Source organism: Stenotrophomonas sp. SORGH_AS_0282 (assembly GCF_030818125.1).
GTDB lineage: Bacteria > Pseudomonadota > Gammaproteobacteria > Xanthomonadales > Xanthomonadaceae > Stenotrophomonas > Stenotrophomonas rhizophila_A.
Genome location: NZ_JAUTAB010000001.1, coordinates 1523428 through 1541508, shown reverse-complemented (window position 1 = coordinate 1541508; position 18081 = coordinate 1523428). Strand labels below are relative to the sequence as shown.

The following is an 18081-nucleotide window of genomic DNA, read 5'->3' as shown; positions in this document are numbered from 1 at the left end:
CCACACCAGACCCAGACCCAGAACCCCCGCGACGACGGCACGCTTCACCCTTTCACACTCCCCAGCAGCAGACCTTGGATGTAGTAGCGCTGCAGCACCAGGAACAGTGCCAGCACCGGAACCACCGTGACCACCGCGCCGGCCATCATCATTTCAACGTCCATGATGTGTTCGCGCGACAACGTGGCCAGGGCAACCGGCAAAGTGTAGTGCTCCTGGTCGGTCAACACGATCAGCGGCCACATGAAATCGTTCCAGGCGCCCATGAAGGTGAAGATCGACAGGGTCACCAGCACCGGCTTGAGCATCGGCAGCACGATCTGGAAGAAGATGCGCAGCTCCCCTGCCCCGTCGATACGCGCCGCCTCCAGCAGCTCATCGGGAATCGACCGCGCGTACTGGCGCACCAGGAAGATGCCGAACACGCTGGCCAGCGCCGGCACGATCACCCCGCCGAAGCTGTTGACCAGGCCCAGCTGCTTCATCAGCAGGAACAGCGGCAGCATGGCCACCTGCGCCGGGATCACCAGCGCGGCAAGCAGCACCTGGAAGATCCGCTCGCGGCCGACGAAGCGCAGCTTGGCGAACGCATAGCCGGCCATGGTGTTGAGCAGCAGCGAGCCCAGCGTGATCGCCAGCGAGACGAACAGGCTGTTGACGAAGTTGTTGGCCATGCCGGTGCGGGCGAACAGCTCGTGGTAGTTGTTGGTGGTCACCGACGAAGGCAGCAGCGGCGGCGGGAAATGCGCCGCTTCGCCGGTCGGCATGAACGACACCGACAGCATCCACAGCAGCGGCGCCAGGCTGACCGCGGCCAGCACCAGCAACCCGCCGTTCACCCACCACGCATGCCAGCGCGACTGGCCAATCTCACGACTCATACCAACTGCCTCTTGCGGCCGAAACGCAGCATCAGGCTGGTTACCGCCAGGATGATCAGGAACAGCAGGAACGCCACGGCCGACGCACGGCCCAGGTTCCACCACTTGAAGCCTTCCTCGAACATGAAGTACAGCACGCTCACGGTGCTCTGCAGCGGGTCGCCGCGGGTCATCACGTAGGGTTCGGCGAACAGCTGGAAGTAGCCGGACACGGTGATCACGCCCACCACCAGCAGCACCGGGCCGAGCATCGGCAGGGTGATGTGCAGGAACTGTTTCCAGCGCGAGGCGCCATCGATCCGCGCGGCCTCGTACAGGTCATGCGGGATCGCCTGCAGGCCGGCCAGGAAGATCACCATGTTGTAGCCGAAGTTCTTCCACACCGCGAACAGCATGATGGTGGGCATGGCCCAGTTCGGATCGCCCAGCCAGTCGATCGGGCTGATCCCCAGATGGCCAAGGCCGTAGTTCACCAGCCCGTAGCTGGTATGGAACAGGTAGCGCCAGATCACCGCCACCGCCACCAGCGTGGTCACCACCGGGGCGAACAGCGCGGTGCGGAACAGCGCCTTGAAGCGCGCGGCCGGGGCGTTGAGCAGCATCGCCGCGCCGAGCGAAACGCCGATGGACATCGGCACGCCGACCACCACGAAGTACGTGGTGTTCCACAGCGACTTCCAGAACATCGGGGTCTGCAGCAGGTCGATGTAGTTGCCCAGGCCCACGAAGCGCAGGTTGCCGCCATCGGCGAGCGCGTACAGGTCGAAGTCGGTGATGCTCAGCGCCAGCGCCGAGAACACCGGCAGGCCGAAGAACACCCCGATCACCAGCAGCGAGGGGCCGGCGAAGATCCAGCCGGCAAGCGAACGCTGCTTCATGGCAGGACCTCCGGCGCGGCGTCCTGTTCGGCCTGGGTACGCTGCTCATGCATCCAGCGGCGCTTGGCCAGTACCTTGTCCACGCGGTCATCCAATCGATTCACGGCTACATCCTGATCCAGCCCACCGCGTACCACCTGTTCGGTGACGATGCGCATTTCCTGCACGATACGTTCCCACTCCAGTACCTTCGGGGTCGGCCGTACCCGTTCGAGCTGGTCGCGGAACGGCTGCGCCAGCGGGTCGTTGGCCAGCGAGGGGTGTTCCCAGGTGCTGCGCCGTGGCGGCAGGTCGCCGATGATGGAATGGAAGCGCTGCTGGATGTCCGGGCGCGACAGGAACTCGATCAGCTTCCACGACGCTTCCTTCTGCTGCGAGCCGCGGAAGATCACCAGGCTGGTGCCGCCGGCGATGCCGGCGCCGGGGCCATCCGGGCCCGGCAGTGCGGCGGTGCCCCACTTGCCCTCCAGTTCTTTCGGCTGCAGCTTCTTGAACTCGCGGATGTTCCAGGGGCCGGACAGGTAGAACACGTTGAAGCCCTTGAAGAACTCATCCCACACGTTGGAGATCTGGGTTTCGGACATGCGCGGGGCCCAGCCCTGGGCGAACATGTTCTCGTAGAACGCCAGCGTGCGGCGGAAGCCGGGGCTGCGGAAGTTGCCGCGGGTGTCGTGGTCGCGCAGCAGCGGGTCGGGCTGCTGCAGGGCGAAGGACAGCTGCTGCTCGAACTCGTTGATCGGCATCAGCACCGCGTAGCGGTCCGGACCCTGCATCTTCTTGATCGCCGCCATCATGGTGTTCCACTCGTCCCAGGTGCGCGGCGGGTGGTCGAAGCCGGCCTTGGCCAGCAGGTCCTTGCGGTAGTACAGCAGGCGCGTATCGACGTACCACGGCACCCCGACCAGCTCGCCGTTGATGACGTTGGTATCCCAGATGCCCTGGAAGTAATCGGCCGGGTCGACCACCTTGGATTGCGCCACGAACGGCGCCAACGGGGTCAGCGTGTTGAGTTCGGCGAACTCGGGAATCCAGGTGTTGCCCAGCTGGCACACGTCCGGCAGGCCGTCGGCGGCGAAGGCGGTGAGCAGCTTCTCATGCGCGGCCGTCCACGGGATGTTCTGCACATCGACGTGGATGCCGGGATTGTCGGCTTCGAATTCGCGGATCAGTTCGCTGACCACTTCCGCTTCGCGGCCCATGGCCCAGAAACGCACGGTCACCCCTTCCGGTTCCTTCCGGCAGGCACTCAACAACAGGCTGCCGGCAACCAGCAGCAGAACACTCACCCACAGCTTGGGGCGCGACGACAATGGCACTGCTTACTTCCCCTGGGGCTGGTTGCGGTTCGAATTGGAATTGTTCTTCTGTTCCTGCGCGGCGGCCGCGCGGGATTCGGCGATGCCCATCGAGCGGGCCGACGCGGCCTTCTCGTCTTTCTCCAGCGCCATCGGCTGGTCTTCGCCCTCCGGGGTGAGCCAGCCGCCGGTGAAACCGGCGCGCTCCAGCCCGCGACGGATGTGCGGGTTGTTCTTCATCGTGTCCCACACGAAATCGTTGCGGTAGTTGGCGATCATGGTCAGGATCGGGCCCTGGTCGATGCCGATGTAATCACTGGCCACCCAGCCACGGTCGGGCACGATGCGCCCGGTCTTGAGCGGAATGTCGAAATTGAAGCTGGGGTTGAACGAATCCAGGAAGCCGTAGCTGGAATACAGGTAATCGCCGTAGCGCTTGTGCATTTCCAGCGTGGCCGGGATCACTTCCTCCGGCGCGAACACCACCGAGGCGATCGCCGCCGTCGGGGCGATGGTGCCGTCGTCGAAGTTCTCGCGCAGGCCGGCGCCGCGCGAGGAATAGTGGCGGAACTGGCGCTGCTCGCCGCGGAATTCCTGCGTGGTGTTCTGCGGGCCGTCGCTGGCGGTCAAACCCCACACGTTTTCGCCGTATTCCTTCCACTGCGCCGGGTTGGCGATGGCGTACTCGCGCTGGGCCAGCGCGGCCGAGCGGCTGTTGAGGAAGTAGGTGCTGCCGCGCTCGCGCATGTACGCGTCCTGGATGTCGCGGAAGTCGATCCAGACGTGGGTGTACTGGTGGCCGAACAGCGGGCCGAAGGACAGGTATTCCTGGCCCTGGAACACGCCCCAGTCGTTGTCGTAGGTGCGCGTCCACACCGTCCACGCATCCGGGCTCACCGGGTGGGTGGGCGAACCCAGCGCGAGGATGTAGACCATCATCGCCTCGTTGTATCCCATCCAGTCGTGGTCGATGAAGCCACTTTCGGGGAACCAGCCCATCGAGATCAGCGGGGCGCGCTGCTGCAGCCACGGCCAATCCACGCGTTTGTACAGCGTATCGGCGATGGCGCGGATTTCCTTTTCGCGCGAATCGTCGCCGGTGTAGTACGACTGGGCGAACAGCACGCCCATCATCAGCAATGCGGTGTCCACGCTCGACAGTTCCACCCAGCTGTCATAGCGGTGGCCCTGCTGCATGTCCAGGAAGTGGTAGTAGAAACCCTTGTAGCCGCCCTTGCCGGTGCGCTGTGGGCCCATCGGCATGTCGCGGAAGAACTTCAGCGTGGTCAGCGTGCGGTCCACCGCCTGGGTACGGCTGACCCAGCCGTTTTCCACGCCGATCGGGTACGCGGTCAGCGCGTAGCCCACCGAAGCGATGCTGGCGAACGGGCGCGACGGATACCGGTCCGGGCTGAGCCCGTTGATTTCATTGGTGGTGTCCCAGAAGAACTGGAACGTGCGGCGTTCGATATCGTCGAACAGCGGGGGCAGTTCTGGTTTCATCGGGCGCGGGGGAACGTCGGCCTCTACGAGGATGACCGGCGGCTTGGGTTTGGCTGGCGTTTCCTGCGCCTGCGGCTTGCAGCCGACCACGGCTGCCGCCAGTACTGCCAGTGCCAATACGCGGGGTACCTTCATCGTGCCAACCCTCCGGAATCTGGAAATCCAGGCCAGCATAGCGGGCCTTGGAGTGAAATCGTTTACAGCTTACAACCTTTAAAAACCGGTTCCCCCGAACCGCGAGGACACGCATCGCGTGTCCCTGCGGCAGGGGAACCGGCCTTCATTTACCTCAGAAGCGGAAGCCCACTTCTGCCTTCACCTGGCGCGGCGTACCGACGATATCGCCGGTCTCGTTGTAGCTGGCCAGCAGCTTGCCGTTGGACTTGGTGTAGTTGTAGTTGGAGAAGTTGTCGAAGTTGAACACGTTGATGATGTCGATACGCGCGTACAGCTCGGTGTCGCCCGGCATCTTGAACGTCTTCGTGGCCTGCAGGTCGACCGAACGGTAGCCCCAGATCTTGCCACCGACCAGGAAGCGACCGTTGCCGTCCGGCACCGCGGCGCCGGGGGTCGGCAGGTCGAAGCCGCTGGACTGTGCCACCGGGTACCAGTCGTTCACCGCGGTCGGGGTCGCCAGGGTGATCTTGCCACCGAAGGTGATGTCCCAGAAGCCGGCATACGAACCGGTCAGCACGATGCGATGGCGCGGTGCACCGTTGGAACGGATGGTCGGGTAATCGGTGATCAGGCCGCGGTCAAAGGCGTAATGCTCGTTGATGTCGCGGTTGTGGCGCGCGGTGGTCCAGGTGTAGGCGATCGAGGTGCCCCAGCCGCTTTCCTTGGTGAACGGCTTCTGTGCCGACAGCAGCACCTGGGTGGCACGGGTCTTGATGCCCTGCTGGCCGATGATCAGGCTGCCGAAGCCCGGGATGTTGCAGCTCCAGGCCTGGCTCAGGCCCGGCTCGGTGCCGCCGCACAGGCGCGGGTCATCGAAGAACTGGCCGGTCGGATAACGGTTGCCCAGGGTGAAGGCGAAGCCGTCGTAGGTCAGCGTACGGGCAACGGTGGCGTCGGTCAGCCAGTCGCCCACCTGGTTGGACATGCCCAGGCTGAACTGGTCGGCGTACGGCGCCTTCAGGTTGTTGTTGAGCATGTCCACTTCCAGCCCGGCATTGCTGGTGGAACCCACCAGGGCCTGCAGGTTCTGGATGCCGTTGAGCAGGTTCGGATCCCAGTCGTAGCACGCGGCCTGGCCGTTGAGGCAGGCGCCGGTGGCCGGGTTGCGGAAGTAGATGGTCGGCTGCGGCAGCGCCAGCTTGGTGGTTTCCAGCTGCAGGTAGTCGAACAGGTCGCGGTCGTAGGAACGGCCGGCACCACCGTGGATCACGTGCTGCTCGTCGGCGTTGAGGTCATACGAGAAGCCCAGGCGCGGCTGCCAGGCATTCTTGAATGCCTTGCGGTTGTGGCCGTTGCTGATGTAATCGTTGATGTTCAGCCCGCCCAGCGCCATCGACTGCGCATAGGTCTGGCCGGCGGCTGCACGCGGATCCTGGCTGTTGAGTGCCGCCACCACTTCCGGCGGGGTCACGAAGTCCAGGTAGGTCGGGTTCTTTTCGTAATCCCAACGCAGGCCGAGGTTCAACTGCAGGTGGTCGTTGACCTGCCAGTCGTCCTGGATGAACAGACCGATCTGCTTCACCTTGGAACGCACTTCACCGGTCACGCCCGACACACCGGTCACCGGCTTGACGAACTGCGCCTTGTACGGGATATCGGACGGGAAGTCCGGATCGCCCAGGGTATAGGTGAACTGCGGGTTGATCTCCTGCGCGTCGGACGCGTACAGGTCGATTTCCTTGTACTTGGCGCCCATCTTGATGGTGTGGTCGCCGGCCCATTCGATGCCGTCCAGGGTCAGGTTGTCTTCGATCGACCAGCCCTTCTGGCCCTTCACCTGCGAATCCAGCGCCGAGGCGCCGCCGATCTGCACCAGGGTGCGGTCGTCGGTGCCATCCGGTGCGGTGTACACGTAACCGTTGGCGATGGTCAGCGGCACCGGGTTGTTGAACGAATCTTCGTGGGTGAGCATCAGTTCGTTGTAGAACCGCTCACCGCTGTGGTTCCAGCGCAGCGCGTAGCGACGGTCGGTGTTCTCGGTTTCCTTGCCGTGCGACGGCGCGGTCTGCCCACTGAACTGCTGCTGGGTTTCGTCGCGGTCCTGGAAGGTCAGCTCGATGCGGTCGTTGTCGGTCGGCTCCACGTCGATCTTGGCGAAGATCAGGTCCTGCTGGAACGGCTGGCTGGCCGGGCCGAGCTGGGCGGCGGCATCGGCCGGCAGCAGGCCGACGCGGTTGGTCACCGAGCCTTCCGGGGCGATGGTCACCGGCAGGTCGAAGCGCTTGGCTTCGTAGGTCACGAAGAAGTGGGCCTTGTCCTGCACGATCGGGCCGCCCAGGGCGAATCCGTATTCCTTCTCGGCAGAGACTTCCTTGGTCTTGCCTTCCTGGCGCTCGGCCGGGGTCTTGGCGCGCATGTCTTCGTCGGTGTAGCGGTAGAACGCCTCACCCTTGAATTCATTGGTACCGGACTTGGTCGCGGCGGTCACTGCCGCGCTGGACACCTGGCCGTATTCGGCCTTGTAGTTGCCGCTGATGACCTTGTATTCGCCGATGGCCAGCTGCGGGAACGGGTTGCCGGCGCTGCCGGACTGGCCGGCCACGCCGCCGCCCTTGACGTAGCTCTTCTGGCCCACGCCGTCGATGTAGACGTTGGTGCCGTCGGCATTGGTGGCACCGCCGCGCAGCGAGGTGTTGCCCTTCGCATCACGGGTGAAGATCATGCCCGGCACCGCGTCGGCGAATTCCAGGAAGTTGCGCGACACCTGCGGGGTGGTCTGGATCTGCTGCAGGCTGACCGTCTTGCCCACTTCGGACGTACGCACTTCCTGCAGCAGGGTCGGGGCGACCACGTTGACGGTGTCGAGGTTGGTCGCGTTGGCGGTGCTGCCATTGGCCGGGGCGCCGCTGAAGTTCAGCGTCGCGGTCGAGGCCACGGTCACGGTGACCTTCTGGGTCTGGCCGTTGGCCACCACGTCATAGGTGCCCGGGTCCAGGCCCATCAGCGAATAGGTGCCATCGGCACGGGTGGTGGCGCGGCGCACGCTGCCGCTGGCCACGTTGGTGGCGGTGACTTCGGTACCGGCCTCGGCCTGGGCGACCTGGCCACGCAGCGAAGAGGTGGCCGACTGGGCCATCAGGGAAGGTGCGGCGCCCAGCAACAGGCAGCTGACCAGTGCGCTCGACAGCAGGCGGCGGGCCGGCATGCGGGTGCGGTGATTGGAATACGTCATGTAAATCTCCGGGTGGTGGAAGCCGTCGTTGCGGCCGCCTGTCTTTTTTTTGGATTGCGTGAAATACCGATACAGCGTTCAGCGGCCCAACGAGTCACGACCAACGGTCGCGACCTACTGCGTTCCGCCTTTCGGCGGAACGCTTGAATCACGCACGATCAGGCGCGGTACAAGTGTCTGCTTGTCACCGGCCGTTTCCGTGTTGTTGCCATCCATCAACTGCAACAGACGCGTCGCCGCCTTATCGCCAAGCTCGGCGATACTCACCTGCATCGTCGTCAACGACGGGTGAACGAAACGCGCCAGGGGGATGTCATCGAAGCCTGCCAATGCCACGTCGGCCGGCACGCGCACGCCGGCCTGCGCGAACGCGTACAGGCAACCGAGCGCCATCATGTCGTTGGCTGCGAATACCGCATCGGGCAATGCACCGGCGGCCAGCAGCTCCTGCCCGGCGCGGTGGCCGGAGGCTTCATCGAAGTCGCCGGGCAGCTCGATGCCCTCGGCGGCACTACCGAACGCGGCCAGCGCATCGCGGAACCCCCGCAGGCGTTCGCGCGCATCGAAGTTCAGCTCGGGGCCGCCGATGAACGCGATGCGGCGGTGGCCGGCCTCGAGCAGGTGCGCGGTCATCGCCATCGCACCGGCATGGTCATCGATGCTCAGCACCGGGTGATCCTGCTCGGGCAGGTACGTGTTGATCAGCACCGTGGGCAGCGCCTGGGGCAGGTTGTCGGTCAGGAAGCCGGGGCTTTCCGCATACGGGGACAGCACCAGCAGCCCGTCGACCCGGCCGCGCATGGCCCGCAGGGCCGCGCCCTGCTGCTCCTGGTCGCCGTGGTAGCTGGACACCAGCAGATGCTGGCGGCGCGCGCGGGCCACGTTGTCGATGCCGCGCATCAGCTCGGAGAAGAATTCGCCATACAGGTCCGGCAGCACCACGCCAATGGTGTTGGTGCGCCGGCTGCTCAGGCTGCGGGCCGCTGCGTGCGGGGTATAGCGCAGGCGCGCCGCCACCTCCAGCACCAGCTTGCGCACCGGTTCGGCGACGTTTTCATGGCCATTGAGCGCACGCGATACCGTCGCCACAGAGACGCGGGCTTCGCGGGCTACATCTTTGATTGTTATAGCTGCCTTGTTCACTTCGCCGCCCTCCACGGCTTAGAGATCTGGGCTTGGCGCGGAATGTAAGCGTTTTCAATCCCGGATGTAAACACTACGTTAGGCAAATGTCGCACGGCGGTAACCTCGGGGTGTCTTGGAGAGGTCGCCCCGGGACTCACCGGGACAAGGCAGGACAAGGGTTTCAGCCCTTTTTTGACGGCGCTTCGGCACGAATGGACAACGCGTGGATATCGGTCTCCATCAGGGTGCCCAAGGCGTTGTAGACCGCGCGATGGCGCGCAAGCGGCAGCTTGCCTTCGAAGGCCGCGCTGACCACGTGGACATTGAAGTGCCCGCGCCCATCGCGCGCGCCCTCATGCCCGGCGTGGCGGTGGCTGTCGTCCTCCACCTCCAGCAGCTCCGGATCGAAGGCGGCCTGCAGGGCCGCCCGGATCATCTCCACCCGGCTCATGGCAACACCTTGCGGAACGGGCGGACCTCGGTGCGCACATACACCCCGGCCTCCACATAGGGATCGGCCGCCGCCCAGTCCTGGGCTTCGGTGAGCGAATCGAACGCGGCGATCACCACGCTGCCGCTGAAGCCGGCCGGGCCCGGGTCTTCACTGTCGATGGCCGGGCACGGGCCGGCCAGCAGCAGCCGCCCCTCGTCGCACAGGGCCTGCAGACGGGCCAGATGGGCCGGCCGGGCCGACAGGCGGGCGGCCAGCACATCGGTGCCGTCATAGCCTTCAATCACATACCACACGGGCAACTCCTGGGGTTCAGCTAAACAAACGCCGCGATTCTAGCCCGCCTCGCTGGACACTGCCGTTGTGAAGCCGTACTCTTGACCACATTGCACGTGGCTGGACGCAGCAACCCTGTGGCTACAGGGCCCCACTGCCCCACACCAGCACACGTAGACGACCTCCCGTAGTTCTGTCGCTGCATTTGAGCAGCGCGTCCTGCTGCTGTTTGAAATGTCATGGCTAGCGATCCTGCCGCCCGGGTGTTCCGGTTGCGCCAGGCGCAGCAAACTGGTCCGTTGCAATACCGACGTCAATCTTGATGACCTCTGAACTCGCGCTCGACGCGAACCCGCAAATCCGGCCGACCGCCCCTCAGCAGCAGGAAATGCCGCTGGCCGTGGTGCATGGGCAACCGGTCCTGCAGATTCCGCAGGACCTGTACATCCCGCCGGATGCGCTGGAAGTCATCCTGGATGCCTTCGAAGGTCCATTGGACCTGCTGCTGTACCTGATCCGCCGGCAGAACCTGGATATCCTGGATATTCCGGTGGCCGAGATCACCCGCCAGTACGTCGAATACATCAACGTCATGCAGGAGCTGCGCTTCGAACTGGCGGCCGAATACCTGGTGATGGCGGCGATCCTGGCCGAAGTGAAGTCGCGGATGCTGCTGCCGCGGCCGCCCAGCGTGGAAGGCGAGGAAGCCGACCCGCGTGCGGAGCTGGTGCGCCGGCTGCAGGAGTACGAACGTTTCAAGCAGGCTGCCGAGGACATCGACGCCCTGCCCCGCCAGGACCGCGACACCAGCCTGGCCCATGCCTTCGTGCCCGACCGCGCGGCGATCAAGCTGCCGCCGCCGGTGGACCTGAAGGAAATGCTGATGGCGCTGCACGACGTGCTCAAGCGCGCCGAGCTGTTCACCGGCCATGCGATCAAGCGCGAGGCCCTGAGTGTCCGCCAGCGCATGGGCGATGTGCTCGGCCGTCTGGAAGACGGCAGGTTCTACCGCTTTGAAACGCTGTTCACTGCCGAAGAAGGCAAGCTGGGGGTGCTGGTCACCTTCCTGGCCCTGCTGGAACTGGCCAAGGAACAGCTGCTGGACATCGTCCAGGAAGCTCCGCTGGCGCCGATCTACGTCAAGTCCCTGGCCGCCGGCAACACCAACGAACCGCTGCAGTTCAACAGCGAGTTCGACGACAACGACGCCGCCAACGACCCTGACTGAGCACCCGACCCACGCATGGATCAACCGCTGATCAACCGTATTGTCGAAGGGGCGCTGCTGGCTTCCAGCCAGCCGCTGACCCTGGCCCAGCTGCAGGGCCTGTTCCCGGAAGAAGAGCCGGCGCCGCCGGGCAGCATCGAACGCGCGCTGGAACTGCTGCGCGAAGGCTGCGCCGACCGCGGCGTGGAGCTGGTCGAGGTGGCCTCCGGCTTCCGCTTCCAGGTCACCAACGAGGTCCACGGCTTCATTACCCGGCTGTGGACCGAACGCAAGACCCGCTACACCCGCGCCACCCTGGAAACCCTGGCGCTGATTGCCTACCGCCAGCCGATCACCCGCGGCGAGATCGAACAGGTCCGTGGCGTGGCGGTCAGCAGCAACATCATCCAGGCCCTGGAAGAACGCGAATGGATCCGCGTGATCGGCCACCGCGACGTGCCCGGCAAGCCGGCGCTGTTCGGCACCACCAAGGGCTTCCTGGATTACTTCGGGCTCAAGCGCCTGGACGAGCTGCCGCCGCTGTCCGAGCTGCGCGACCTGGGCGAACTGGAACCGCAGCTGCCGCTGGACAACGACGGCCAACTGGCCGGCCGGATTGCCGCCGGCGTGGCGGATCCGGACGCCGAACCGCAACCGGAAACCATCCCGGAACCGGAATCCGAGCCGGAACCCGAACAGGACCCGGCCACTGCCCGCTCCGCTGCCCGCGCCGCCCTGATGGCCGCGCGACTGGCGGAACAGGACGCCGAGTCAGACAATAGCGATACCCCATCCCATGCATCGCCGTCGCTCCCCGACGACGACGCGGATACAACCGCCAGCGATGGCGAGCCCGATACCGCGCCGGGACCCCGCGCGGCGCACCAGAACGAAACCGAAAACAACGCCGTCGCGAAGACGACCGTGGCTGTTGACGAAGCCGATCCCGAACCAGAGGCCGACGAAACCGTCGCCGGCCGGAGCCAAGTAAATGAGTGACACCCCCCGCAAGCTGTCGTTGAACAAGCTTTCGCTCAAGCGCGAAAACGAAACCGAACAGCCCAAGCTCGAAGAGCGCCTGCACAAGGTGCTGGCCCAGGCCGGCCTCGGCTCGCGCCGCGCGCTGGAACAGCGCATCGCCGATGGTCTGGTCAAGGTCAACGGCGAAGTCGCCCAGACCGGCCAGTCGATCAAGAGCGGCGACAAGGTTGAACTGGACGGCCGTGGCTTTGTCGCCACCGCGCTGACCGAAACCTCGCGCGTGCTGGCCTACAACAAGCCCGAAGGCGAAGTAACCACCCGCGAAGATCCCGAAGGCCGCCCGACGGTGTTCGAAGCGCTGCCGGCCCTGAAGGGCGCGCGCTGGATCGCGATCGGCCGCCTGGACATCAACACCACCGGCCTGCTGCTGGCAACCACCGACGGTGAGCTGGCCAACGCGATGATGCACCCCTCCTACGAGGTCGAGCGCGAATACGTCGTGCGCGTGCGTGCCCCGGAAGGTGAAGAGAAGGTGCCCGACAGCATCGTCGACCGCCTCTCCCGTGGCGTGGCGCTGGAAGACGGCCCGGCCAAGTTCGACGAGATCGAACGCATCGGCGGCACCGATTCGCACGACTGGTTCCGCGTGGTCGTCAAGGAAGGCCGCAACCGCGAAGTGCGCCGCCTGTGGGAGTCGCAGGGCTGCCAGGTGAGCCGCCTCAAGCGCACCCGCTACGGCAAGGTCTCGCTGCCGCGCGAACTGCTGCGTGGCCAGTCGGTCGAACTGCCGGCCAAGCAGGTTGAAGCGCTGCGCGCCGAACTGAAGCTGGAAGAAGGCGCGCCCTCGGCGCTGACCCTGCAGCCGGTGATCGGCCAGCGCCGCGCCGCCAAGACCACCGTGCGCGTGTCGCGCGAAGGTGGCCGTGGCAATGCCTACGTCAACGGCCACAACCAGGCCGACGAAGGCCGCGAACTGCGTCGTTTCGACAATGTGCGCGAAGACCGCGGCCGCGGTCGCGGCGGCAAGGGCGGCGGCTTCAAGGGTGGCCTGACGGTCACCGGCGAAGCGGCGGCCAAGCAGTCGCAGCGCCCGTTCAAGCAGCGCCCGGACAAGGGCAACCGCGCCCTGCCCGAAGGCAACCCGGCCGCGTTCCGCAGCTGGTACGTGCCCGATGGCGTGAGCACCGGCCCGAGCAACCACCGTAACGCCGGTCCGGGCGCAGCCCGTGGCCCGGGCGCACGTGGTCCGGGTGCCGGCGCAGGCGCCGGTGGCCAGGGCCGTCCGTACGGCAAGCCGAAGGGTCCGGGCGGCGCAGGCGGCCAGGGCCGTGGCGCCTACGGTGAGCGCAGCAGCGGCGGCTTTGGTGGCGAAGGTCGCGGTGAAAACCGTGGCGGCTACGGCGGCCAGGGCCGTCCGGCCGGTGCCGGTGCCGGCGCGGGCAACCGCAGCGGCCAGGGCGCACAGCGCCACCCGTACGGTCACCCGGGCAATGCCCCGAGCTTCCCGTCCGATCATGCCAATCCGGGCGCCAGCCCGTACGGCACGCCCCGCCCCGCCGGCCGTCCAGGCGGCAACCGCGGTCCTGGTGGCCCCGGTGGCAACCGTGGTCCGGGCGGTCCCGGCGCACGTGGTCCCGGCGGCCCGGGTGGCAACCGTGGCCCGGGTGGCCCCGGTGCGCGCGGCCCGGGTGGTCCCGGCGGTCGTCCCGGCGGCGCACGCCCGGGTGGCAGCCGCGGTCCCGGTGGCGGTGGTCACCGTGGCGGCGGCCCGCGCGGCGGCTGATGCATGAAAAAAAAAACCCGGTCAATGACCGGGTTTTTTTTGAGGTCGCAGTTGTGGACCTGGATGCGTCGGGCTCGCTTCGGATGGGTCAGCGGCGTTCGATGGTGAAGCGGCTGCCGGCTACGCCGAGGTCCCAGCCCTTGCCGGTGCCTGCCAGGGCGAGCGATACGTCGCCCTTGGTGACGACCTGCGCGCTGCTGGATTTGTCTGCGCCGGCGTGGGCTTCGACGGCGGCGTAGGACCCGATCAGGTCGTTGACCGAATAGGCGCCTGAGAACCTGCCCTTGCCATCGGTGATCTTGGACTTGCCTACGGTCAGGCCGCCGCCCTTGACGCTGATCTTGACCGGAATGCGCGCACCATTGTCGCAGGTGATCGTGCCCGTGCCCGAGGCGGTCTTGTAGATCACCGACCAACCGGCCAGGGAGTAATGCAGTTCGCAGTCGATGTTGCCGGCGGCCTGCGCGGCCGGAACCGCGGCCATGCTGGCGAAGGCGAACAGGGCCAGGGAAAGCTTCTTCATAGCGGTGCGCTCGTGCGGAGTGGGAACGGAGCCGAATCTAGCAGTGCCGGCGTCGCGCCGGCATGAGGCACTTCCACGGCATGCAATCGCCATTCACCTACCGCCCGCCAACGGCCGCCGCAATGCCGATCGATGTGTGGGTCAGCCCAGAGTAAAGGTGTCTGCGTCCAGCATGGCCGGGAAGCGGGCACGGTGCGCGGCGAGCGCTGCGGCGGAAATGGTGGTGGTAACCACCTGCTCACGCTCGCGGATCTCCACCTGCGGCTGCCCGAGGAAATCGATCACCGCGCTGTCGCCGGCGTAATGCAGGTCGTTGCCGTCAACGCCCACGCGGTTGACTGCGGCGACGTAGCACAGGTTTTCAATCGCACGCGCGCGCAGCAGGGTGCGCCAGGGATACGCACGCGCCGACGGCCAGTTGGCCACGAAGATCTGCAGGTCGAAATCCAGGTCGTCGGCACGCTCCACGTTGTAGCGGTTGCGGCAGAACACCGGGAAACGCAGGTCGTAGCAGACCTGCGGATTGATCCGCCAGCCCTTCCATTCCACGCTCAGCCGTTCATTTCCGGCGGCATAGCGCAGGTGCTCGTTGCCGTAGCGGAACAGATGGCGCTTGTCGTAGTACTCCAGCCCACCGTCCGGCGTGGCCCACAGCAGCCGGTTGTACACGCCCTCGCCCACCCGCAGCTGAACGCTGCCGGTCACTGCCGCGCCCAGCCGCGCCGCCTGCTCGCGGATCCAGGCCACGGTGGGGCCGTCCATGCTTTCGGCACGGAAGATCGCGTCATTGGAAAAACCGCTGGTGAACGTTTCCGGCAGGATCACCAGATCGGTCTGCCCGGCCAGCGGCGCCAGCAGCGCGCCGTAGTACTCGCGGTTGCCCTCGGGGTCGTGCCAGCGGGTATCGCCCTGGACCAGGCTGATGCGCAGATCGGGGCGGTTGGCGGCGCCCATCACAGCACCTGCAGGCGTTCGATCGCCGCGCTGAGCGTGGCGTCGTTCTTGGCAAAGCACAGCCGCACCAGGCGCTGGCCTTCCGGCGCCGTTTCGTAGAACGGCGACAGCGGAATGGCGGCCACGCCCTTTTCGATGGTCAGCCACTTCACGAACTCGTGGTCCGGCAGGTCGCTGATGGCCGAATAGTCCACCAGCTGGAAGTACCCGCCCGGCACCGGCAGCGGCTTCAGGCGCGTGGTGAGCAGCTGCTCGCGGAACGCATCGCGCTTGGCCTGGTAGAACGCGCCCAGTTCCAGGTGGTGTTCCGGCTCGTCGCGGATCATCGCGGCGAAACCGTACTGGGCCGGACCGAAGCTGGTGAAGGTGTTGTACTGGTGCACCTTGCGGAATTCGGCGCTCATCGCCGGCGGCGCCACCGCATAGCCGATCTTCCAGCCGGTGCAGTGGTAGGTCTTGCCGAAGCTGGAAATGACGAAGGCGCGTTCGCGCAGTTCCGGGTAGCGCAGCGCCGATTCGTGGCGGCGGCCGTCGTAGATGATGTGTTCGTAGACCTCGTCGGAAATCAGGTAGATGCCGGTGCCACGCAGCACGTCGGCCAGGGCCTGCATGTCATCGGCGGTGAGCATGGCGCCGGACGGGTTGTGCGGGGTGTTCACCATCAGCAGGCGGGTGCGCGGGGTGATGGCGGCACGCACACGGTCCCAGTCGACCGCGAAGGTCTGCGGGTCCAGCGGCACGTGCACCGCGCGGGCGCCGGCCAGGTCGATGGCCGGCTCGTAGCAGTCGTACGCCGGGTCCAGCACGATCACTTCCTCGCCGGGGCGGACCACGGCGTGGATGGCGTTGAAGATCGCCTCGGTGGCGCCGCTGGTGACGGTGATTTCGGTATCGGGGTCGATCTGGGCGCCATACAGGTCCAGCGACTTCTTGGCGATGGCCTGGCGCAGCGGGGCTACGCCGGTCATCGGCGGGTACTGGTTCAGGCCGCCGTGCATGGCCTTGACGGTTTCATCGATCAGGCGCTGCGGGGCGGAAAAATCCGGGAACCCCTGCCCCAGGTTGACCGCGCCGTGCTCGGCAGCCAGCTGGGACATCACGGTGAAAATGGTGGTGCCCACCTTGGGCAGCTTGGTCTGGGGGTTCATCGGCAGGCGCTTGAGCAGGGACAGGTCAGTGTAAAGGATCGGTAGCGCCGGCCGTTGGCCGGCTGCTCTTCGTTCGGGGTCATGAAGGCCGGATGGGCGGCTTCGGATCGTCTAAGCGCCGGAGGGATTGTCGGAACCGCATGGTGGCGCCTTCGGACGATTGCACCGCGCTGCGCGCGGTTTCCCGGCCAACGGCCGGGGCTACGAACCGTTACGGGCCCACTGGGATCGGGATCAACCAACCACCGGTCACGGTTACGGGCCCATTGGGTTCGGGATCGATCCGCCGGTACACTGCGCCGATGCTGAATTCTTCGAATACCCCTCCGTTGCTGGCCGCGCATGGCCTGGCCTTCAGTCGCAACGATGAACCGGTGTTCGGGCCGCTCGACCTCCAGGTCGATGCGGGTGAGGCACTGCTGGTGCAGGGCGACAACGGCGCCGGCAAGACCACCCTGCTGCGGGTGCTGGCCGGGCTGCTGCGCCCGGGCAGCGGGACGATCCAGATCGATGGGCGCCCGGCCGGGCACCGCGAGCGGGCACAGTTCGTGGCGTACCTGAGCCACCTGCCCGGCCTCAAGCCGGACCTGGACACGCTGGAGAACCTGAATTTCCTGTGCGGCCTGCACGGCCGGCGCGCGCGGCAGATGCCGGGCAACGCGCTGGCCATCGTGGGCCTGGCTGGCTTTGAGAACACCTTGGTGCGGCAACTGTCGGCCGGGCAGAAGCGGCGGCTGGCGCTGGCCCGCATCTGGCTGTCGCCGGCGCCGCTGTGGCTGCTGGACGAGCCGTACGCGAACCTGGACCTGGACGGCATCAACCTGGTGAACCGGATGATTTCCGCGCACCTGCGCAGCGGCGGGGCGGCCCTGGTCACCACGCACGGCGCGTATGCCGCGCCGCCGGTGCGGACCCGGCTGGTGCATCTGGGGGGTGCCGGCATGGCGGTTGCCGGGCAGAGCCCGGTACTGCCGGAGGTGCGCGCATGATCGCACCTGGCACCGAACCCGGCCTGTGGCAGACCGCACGCGCCCTGGCCGGGCGCGACCTGCGCCTGCTGTGGCGCCGCCGCGGCGATGCGCTGCAGCCGCTGCTGTTCGCGCTGCTGGTGGTGGTGCTGTTCGCGCTGGCGCTGGGCCGCGACCCGCCGCTGATGGCACAGGTGGCCGCTGCGGTGCTGTGGCTGGCCGTGCTGCTGGCCGGACAGCTGTCGCTCGACAGCCTGTTCCGCAGCGACGCCGAGGATGGCTCGCTGGAACAGTGGCTGCTGGCGCCGGTGCCGCTGGCCTGGCTGGTGCTGGTGCGGGTGCTGGTGCACTGGGCCACCACCGCCCTGCCGATGATCGTGGTGGCACCGCTGCTGGCTGAAATGCTGCATCTGCCACATGACCAACTGCCGATATTGCTGGCATCGTTGCTGCTCGGCACGCCGCTGCTCAGCCTGATCGGCGGGGTGGTGGCAGCGCTGACAGTGAGCATCCGTCGCTCTGGTATTCTCGTGGCGTTGCTGGCGTTGCCGCTGTTTGTGCCGGTGCTGGTGTTTGGTGCAGGCAGTGTGGCGGCCGCCGCGCGTGGTCAGGATCCGGTGGGGGCGTTGCTGCTGCTGGGTGCCGGGTTGGTGGTGGCGCTGGTGTTGGCGCCGCTGGCGACTGCGGCCGCCATCAGGATTTCATTGAGTTGACGTCGCATCCGTTTTTGTTGGTTTGTTTTTCCCTAGCTGGATAGCC

At 66.3% G+C, this 18081-nt stretch carries 16 protein-coding genes; 5 read left to right on the top strand and 11 right to left on the bottom strand.

What is annotated here, in order from left to right:
• Positions 1 to 44 precede the first annotated feature (44 nt).
• The 8 genes from QE395_RS06775 to QE395_RS06740 all read right to left on the bottom strand — a co-directional run bounded on the left by QE395_RS06775 (position 45) and on the right by QE395_RS06740 (position 9778).
• Positions 45 to 881, bottom strand: a complete 837-nt coding sequence (locus QE395_RS06775) for a carbohydrate ABC transporter permease (protein ID WP_068853078.1) — start codon at positions 879 to 881, stop codon at positions 45 to 47.
• A complete protein-coding gene (locus QE395_RS06770; protein ID WP_068853081.1) occupies positions 878 to 1759 on the bottom strand; it encodes a sugar ABC transporter permease in 882 nt (293 codons plus the stop codon). The genes QE395_RS06775 and QE395_RS06770 overlap by 4 nt, the downstream gene beginning before the upstream one ends.
• Positions 1756 to 3033, bottom strand: coding sequence for a sugar ABC transporter substrate-binding protein (locus QE395_RS06765; protein ID WP_249834370.1), 1278 nt, complete (start codon positions 3031 to 3033; stop codon positions 1756 to 1758). The genes QE395_RS06770 and QE395_RS06765 overlap by 4 nt, the downstream gene beginning before the upstream one ends.
• Positions 3034 to 3078: 45 nt before the next feature.
• Positions 3079 to 4692, bottom strand: coding sequence for a glucoamylase family protein (locus QE395_RS06760; protein ID WP_068853087.1), 1614 nt, complete (start codon positions 4690 to 4692; stop codon positions 3079 to 3081).
• Positions 4693 to 4846: 154 nt separating this feature from the next.
• Entirely contained in the window at positions 4847 to 7906 is a 3060-nt protein-coding gene (locus QE395_RS06755) for a TonB-dependent receptor (RefSeq protein ID WP_306988151.1), read from the bottom strand.
• Positions 7907 to 8020: 114 nt separating this feature from the next.
• Positions 8021 to 9064 (bottom strand): LacI family DNA-binding transcriptional regulator, encoded by a 1044-nt coding sequence (locus QE395_RS06750; protein WP_306988149.1) that lies wholly within the window; start codon positions 9062 to 9064, stop codon positions 8021 to 8023.
• 148 nt (positions 9065 to 9212) lie between these two features.
• Positions 9213 to 9482 (bottom strand): BolA family protein, encoded by a 270-nt coding sequence (locus QE395_RS06745; RefSeq protein ID WP_068853096.1) that lies wholly within the window; start codon positions 9480 to 9482, stop codon positions 9213 to 9215.
• Complete coding sequence (locus QE395_RS06740; RefSeq protein ID WP_068854705.1) at positions 9479 to 9778, bottom strand: YciI family protein; 300 nt, start codon at positions 9776 to 9778, stop codon at positions 9479 to 9481. Before QE395_RS06740 ends, QE395_RS06745 begins: the two co-directional genes overlap by 4 nt.
• 302 nt (positions 9779 to 10080) lie before the next feature.
• Between QE395_RS06740 and QE395_RS06735 the strand changes: the two genes are divergently transcribed.
• From QE395_RS06735 to QE395_RS06725, 3 genes are read left to right on the top strand one after another with little or no spacing between them, the layout of a single operon-like run.
• Entirely contained in the window at positions 10081 to 10986 is a 906-nt protein-coding gene (locus tag QE395_RS06735; protein WP_068853099.1) for a ScpA family protein, read from the top strand.
• A 15-nt stretch (positions 10987 to 11001) separates the two neighbouring features.
• Entirely contained in the window at positions 11002 to 11964 is a 963-nt protein-coding gene (gene scpB, locus QE395_RS06730) for an SMC-Scp complex subunit ScpB (protein WP_306988145.1), read from the top strand.
• The gene (locus QE395_RS06725; protein ID WP_068853105.1) at positions 11957 to 13729 is read left to right on the top strand and encodes a pseudouridine synthase; all 1773 of its coding nucleotides are present in this window, start codon (positions 11957 to 11959) and stop codon (positions 13727 to 13729) included. The genes scpB and QE395_RS06725 overlap by 8 nt, the downstream gene beginning before the upstream one ends.
• 88 nt (positions 13730 to 13817) lie before the next feature.
• Here QE395_RS06725 and QE395_RS06720 read toward each other — a convergent pair whose 3' ends face one another.
• The 3 genes from QE395_RS06720 to QE395_RS06710 form a co-directional block, all read right to left on the bottom strand.
• Entirely contained in the window at positions 13818 to 14252 is a 435-nt protein-coding gene (locus QE395_RS06720; RefSeq protein WP_095362787.1) for a hypothetical protein, read from the bottom strand.
• Between the two features lie 141 nt (positions 14253 to 14393).
• Positions 14394 to 15206 carry an amidohydrolase gene (locus tag QE395_RS06715; protein ID WP_210130643.1) on the bottom strand — a complete coding sequence of 271 codons (813 nt, stop codon included), beginning with the start codon at positions 15204 to 15206 and terminating at the stop codon, positions 14394 to 14396.
• A complete protein-coding gene (locus QE395_RS06710; RefSeq protein ID WP_095362789.1) occupies positions 15206 to 16354 on the bottom strand; it encodes a pyridoxal phosphate-dependent aminotransferase in 1149 nt (382 codons plus the stop codon). Before QE395_RS06710 ends, QE395_RS06715 begins: the two co-directional genes overlap by 1 nt.
• 302 nt (positions 16355 to 16656) lie before the next feature.
• Here QE395_RS06710 and ccmA point away from each other — a divergent pair, with 302 nt between their 5' ends.
• Positions 16657 to 17343 (top strand): heme ABC exporter ATP-binding protein CcmA, encoded by a 687-nt coding sequence (ccmA, locus tag QE395_RS06705; protein WP_306988141.1) that lies wholly within the window; start codon positions 16657 to 16659, stop codon positions 17341 to 17343.
• Entirely contained in the window at positions 17340 to 18035 is a 696-nt protein-coding gene (gene ccmB, locus QE395_RS06700) for a heme exporter protein CcmB (protein WP_217536241.1), read from the top strand. Before ccmA ends, ccmB begins: the two co-directional genes overlap by 4 nt.
• The last annotated feature ends 46 nt before the right edge of the window (positions 18036 to 18081 follow it).

What these genes read in the sequence shown, in the direction of transcription:
- QE395_RS06775 (WP_068853078.1), bottom strand. Translation starts at nt 881, where the DNA reads ATGAGTCGTGAGATTGGCCAGTCGCGCTGGCATGCGTGGTGGGTGAAC.
- ccmA (WP_306988141.1), top strand. Translation starts at nt 16,657, where the DNA reads ATGCTGAATTCTTCGAATACCCCTCCGTTGCTGGCCGCGCATGGCCTG.
- QE395_RS06710 (WP_095362789.1), bottom strand. Translation starts at nt 16,354, where the DNA reads ATGAACCCCCAGACCAAGCTGCCCAAGGTGGGCACCACCATTTTCACC.
- QE395_RS06735 (WP_068853099.1), top strand. Translation starts at nt 10,081, where the DNA reads ATGACCTCTGAACTCGCGCTCGACGCGAACCCGCAAATCCGGCCGACC.
- QE395_RS06720 (WP_095362787.1), bottom strand. Translation starts at nt 14,252, where the DNA reads ATGAAGAAGCTTTCCCTGGCCCTGTTCGCCTTCGCCAGCATGGCCGCG.
- QE395_RS06755 (WP_306988151.1), bottom strand. Translation starts at nt 7,906, where the DNA reads ATGACGTATTCCAATCACCGCACCCGCATGCCGGCCCGCCGCCTGCTG.
- ccmB (WP_217536241.1), top strand. Translation starts at nt 17,340, where the DNA reads ATGATCGCACCTGGCACCGAACCCGGCCTGTGGCAGACCGCACGCGCC.
- scpB (WP_306988145.1), top strand. Translation starts at nt 11,002, where the DNA reads ATGGATCAACCGCTGATCAACCGTATTGTCGAAGGGGCGCTGCTGGCT.
- QE395_RS06770 (WP_068853081.1), bottom strand. Translation starts at nt 1,759, where the DNA reads ATGAAGCAGCGTTCGCTTGCCGGCTGGATCTTCGCCGGCCCCTCGCTG.
- QE395_RS06725 (WP_068853105.1), top strand. Translation starts at nt 11,957, where the DNA reads ATGAGTGACACCCCCCGCAAGCTGTCGTTGAACAAGCTTTCGCTCAAG.
- QE395_RS06745 (WP_068853096.1), bottom strand. Translation starts at nt 9,482, where the DNA reads ATGAGCCGGGTGGAGATGATCCGGGCGGCCCTGCAGGCCGCCTTCGAT.
- QE395_RS06760 (WP_068853087.1), bottom strand. Translation starts at nt 4,692, where the DNA reads ATGAAGGTACCCCGCGTATTGGCACTGGCAGTACTGGCGGCAGCCGTG.
- QE395_RS06715 (WP_210130643.1), bottom strand. Translation starts at nt 15,206, where the DNA reads ATGGGCGCCGCCAACCGCCCCGATCTGCGCATCAGCCTGGTCCAGGGC.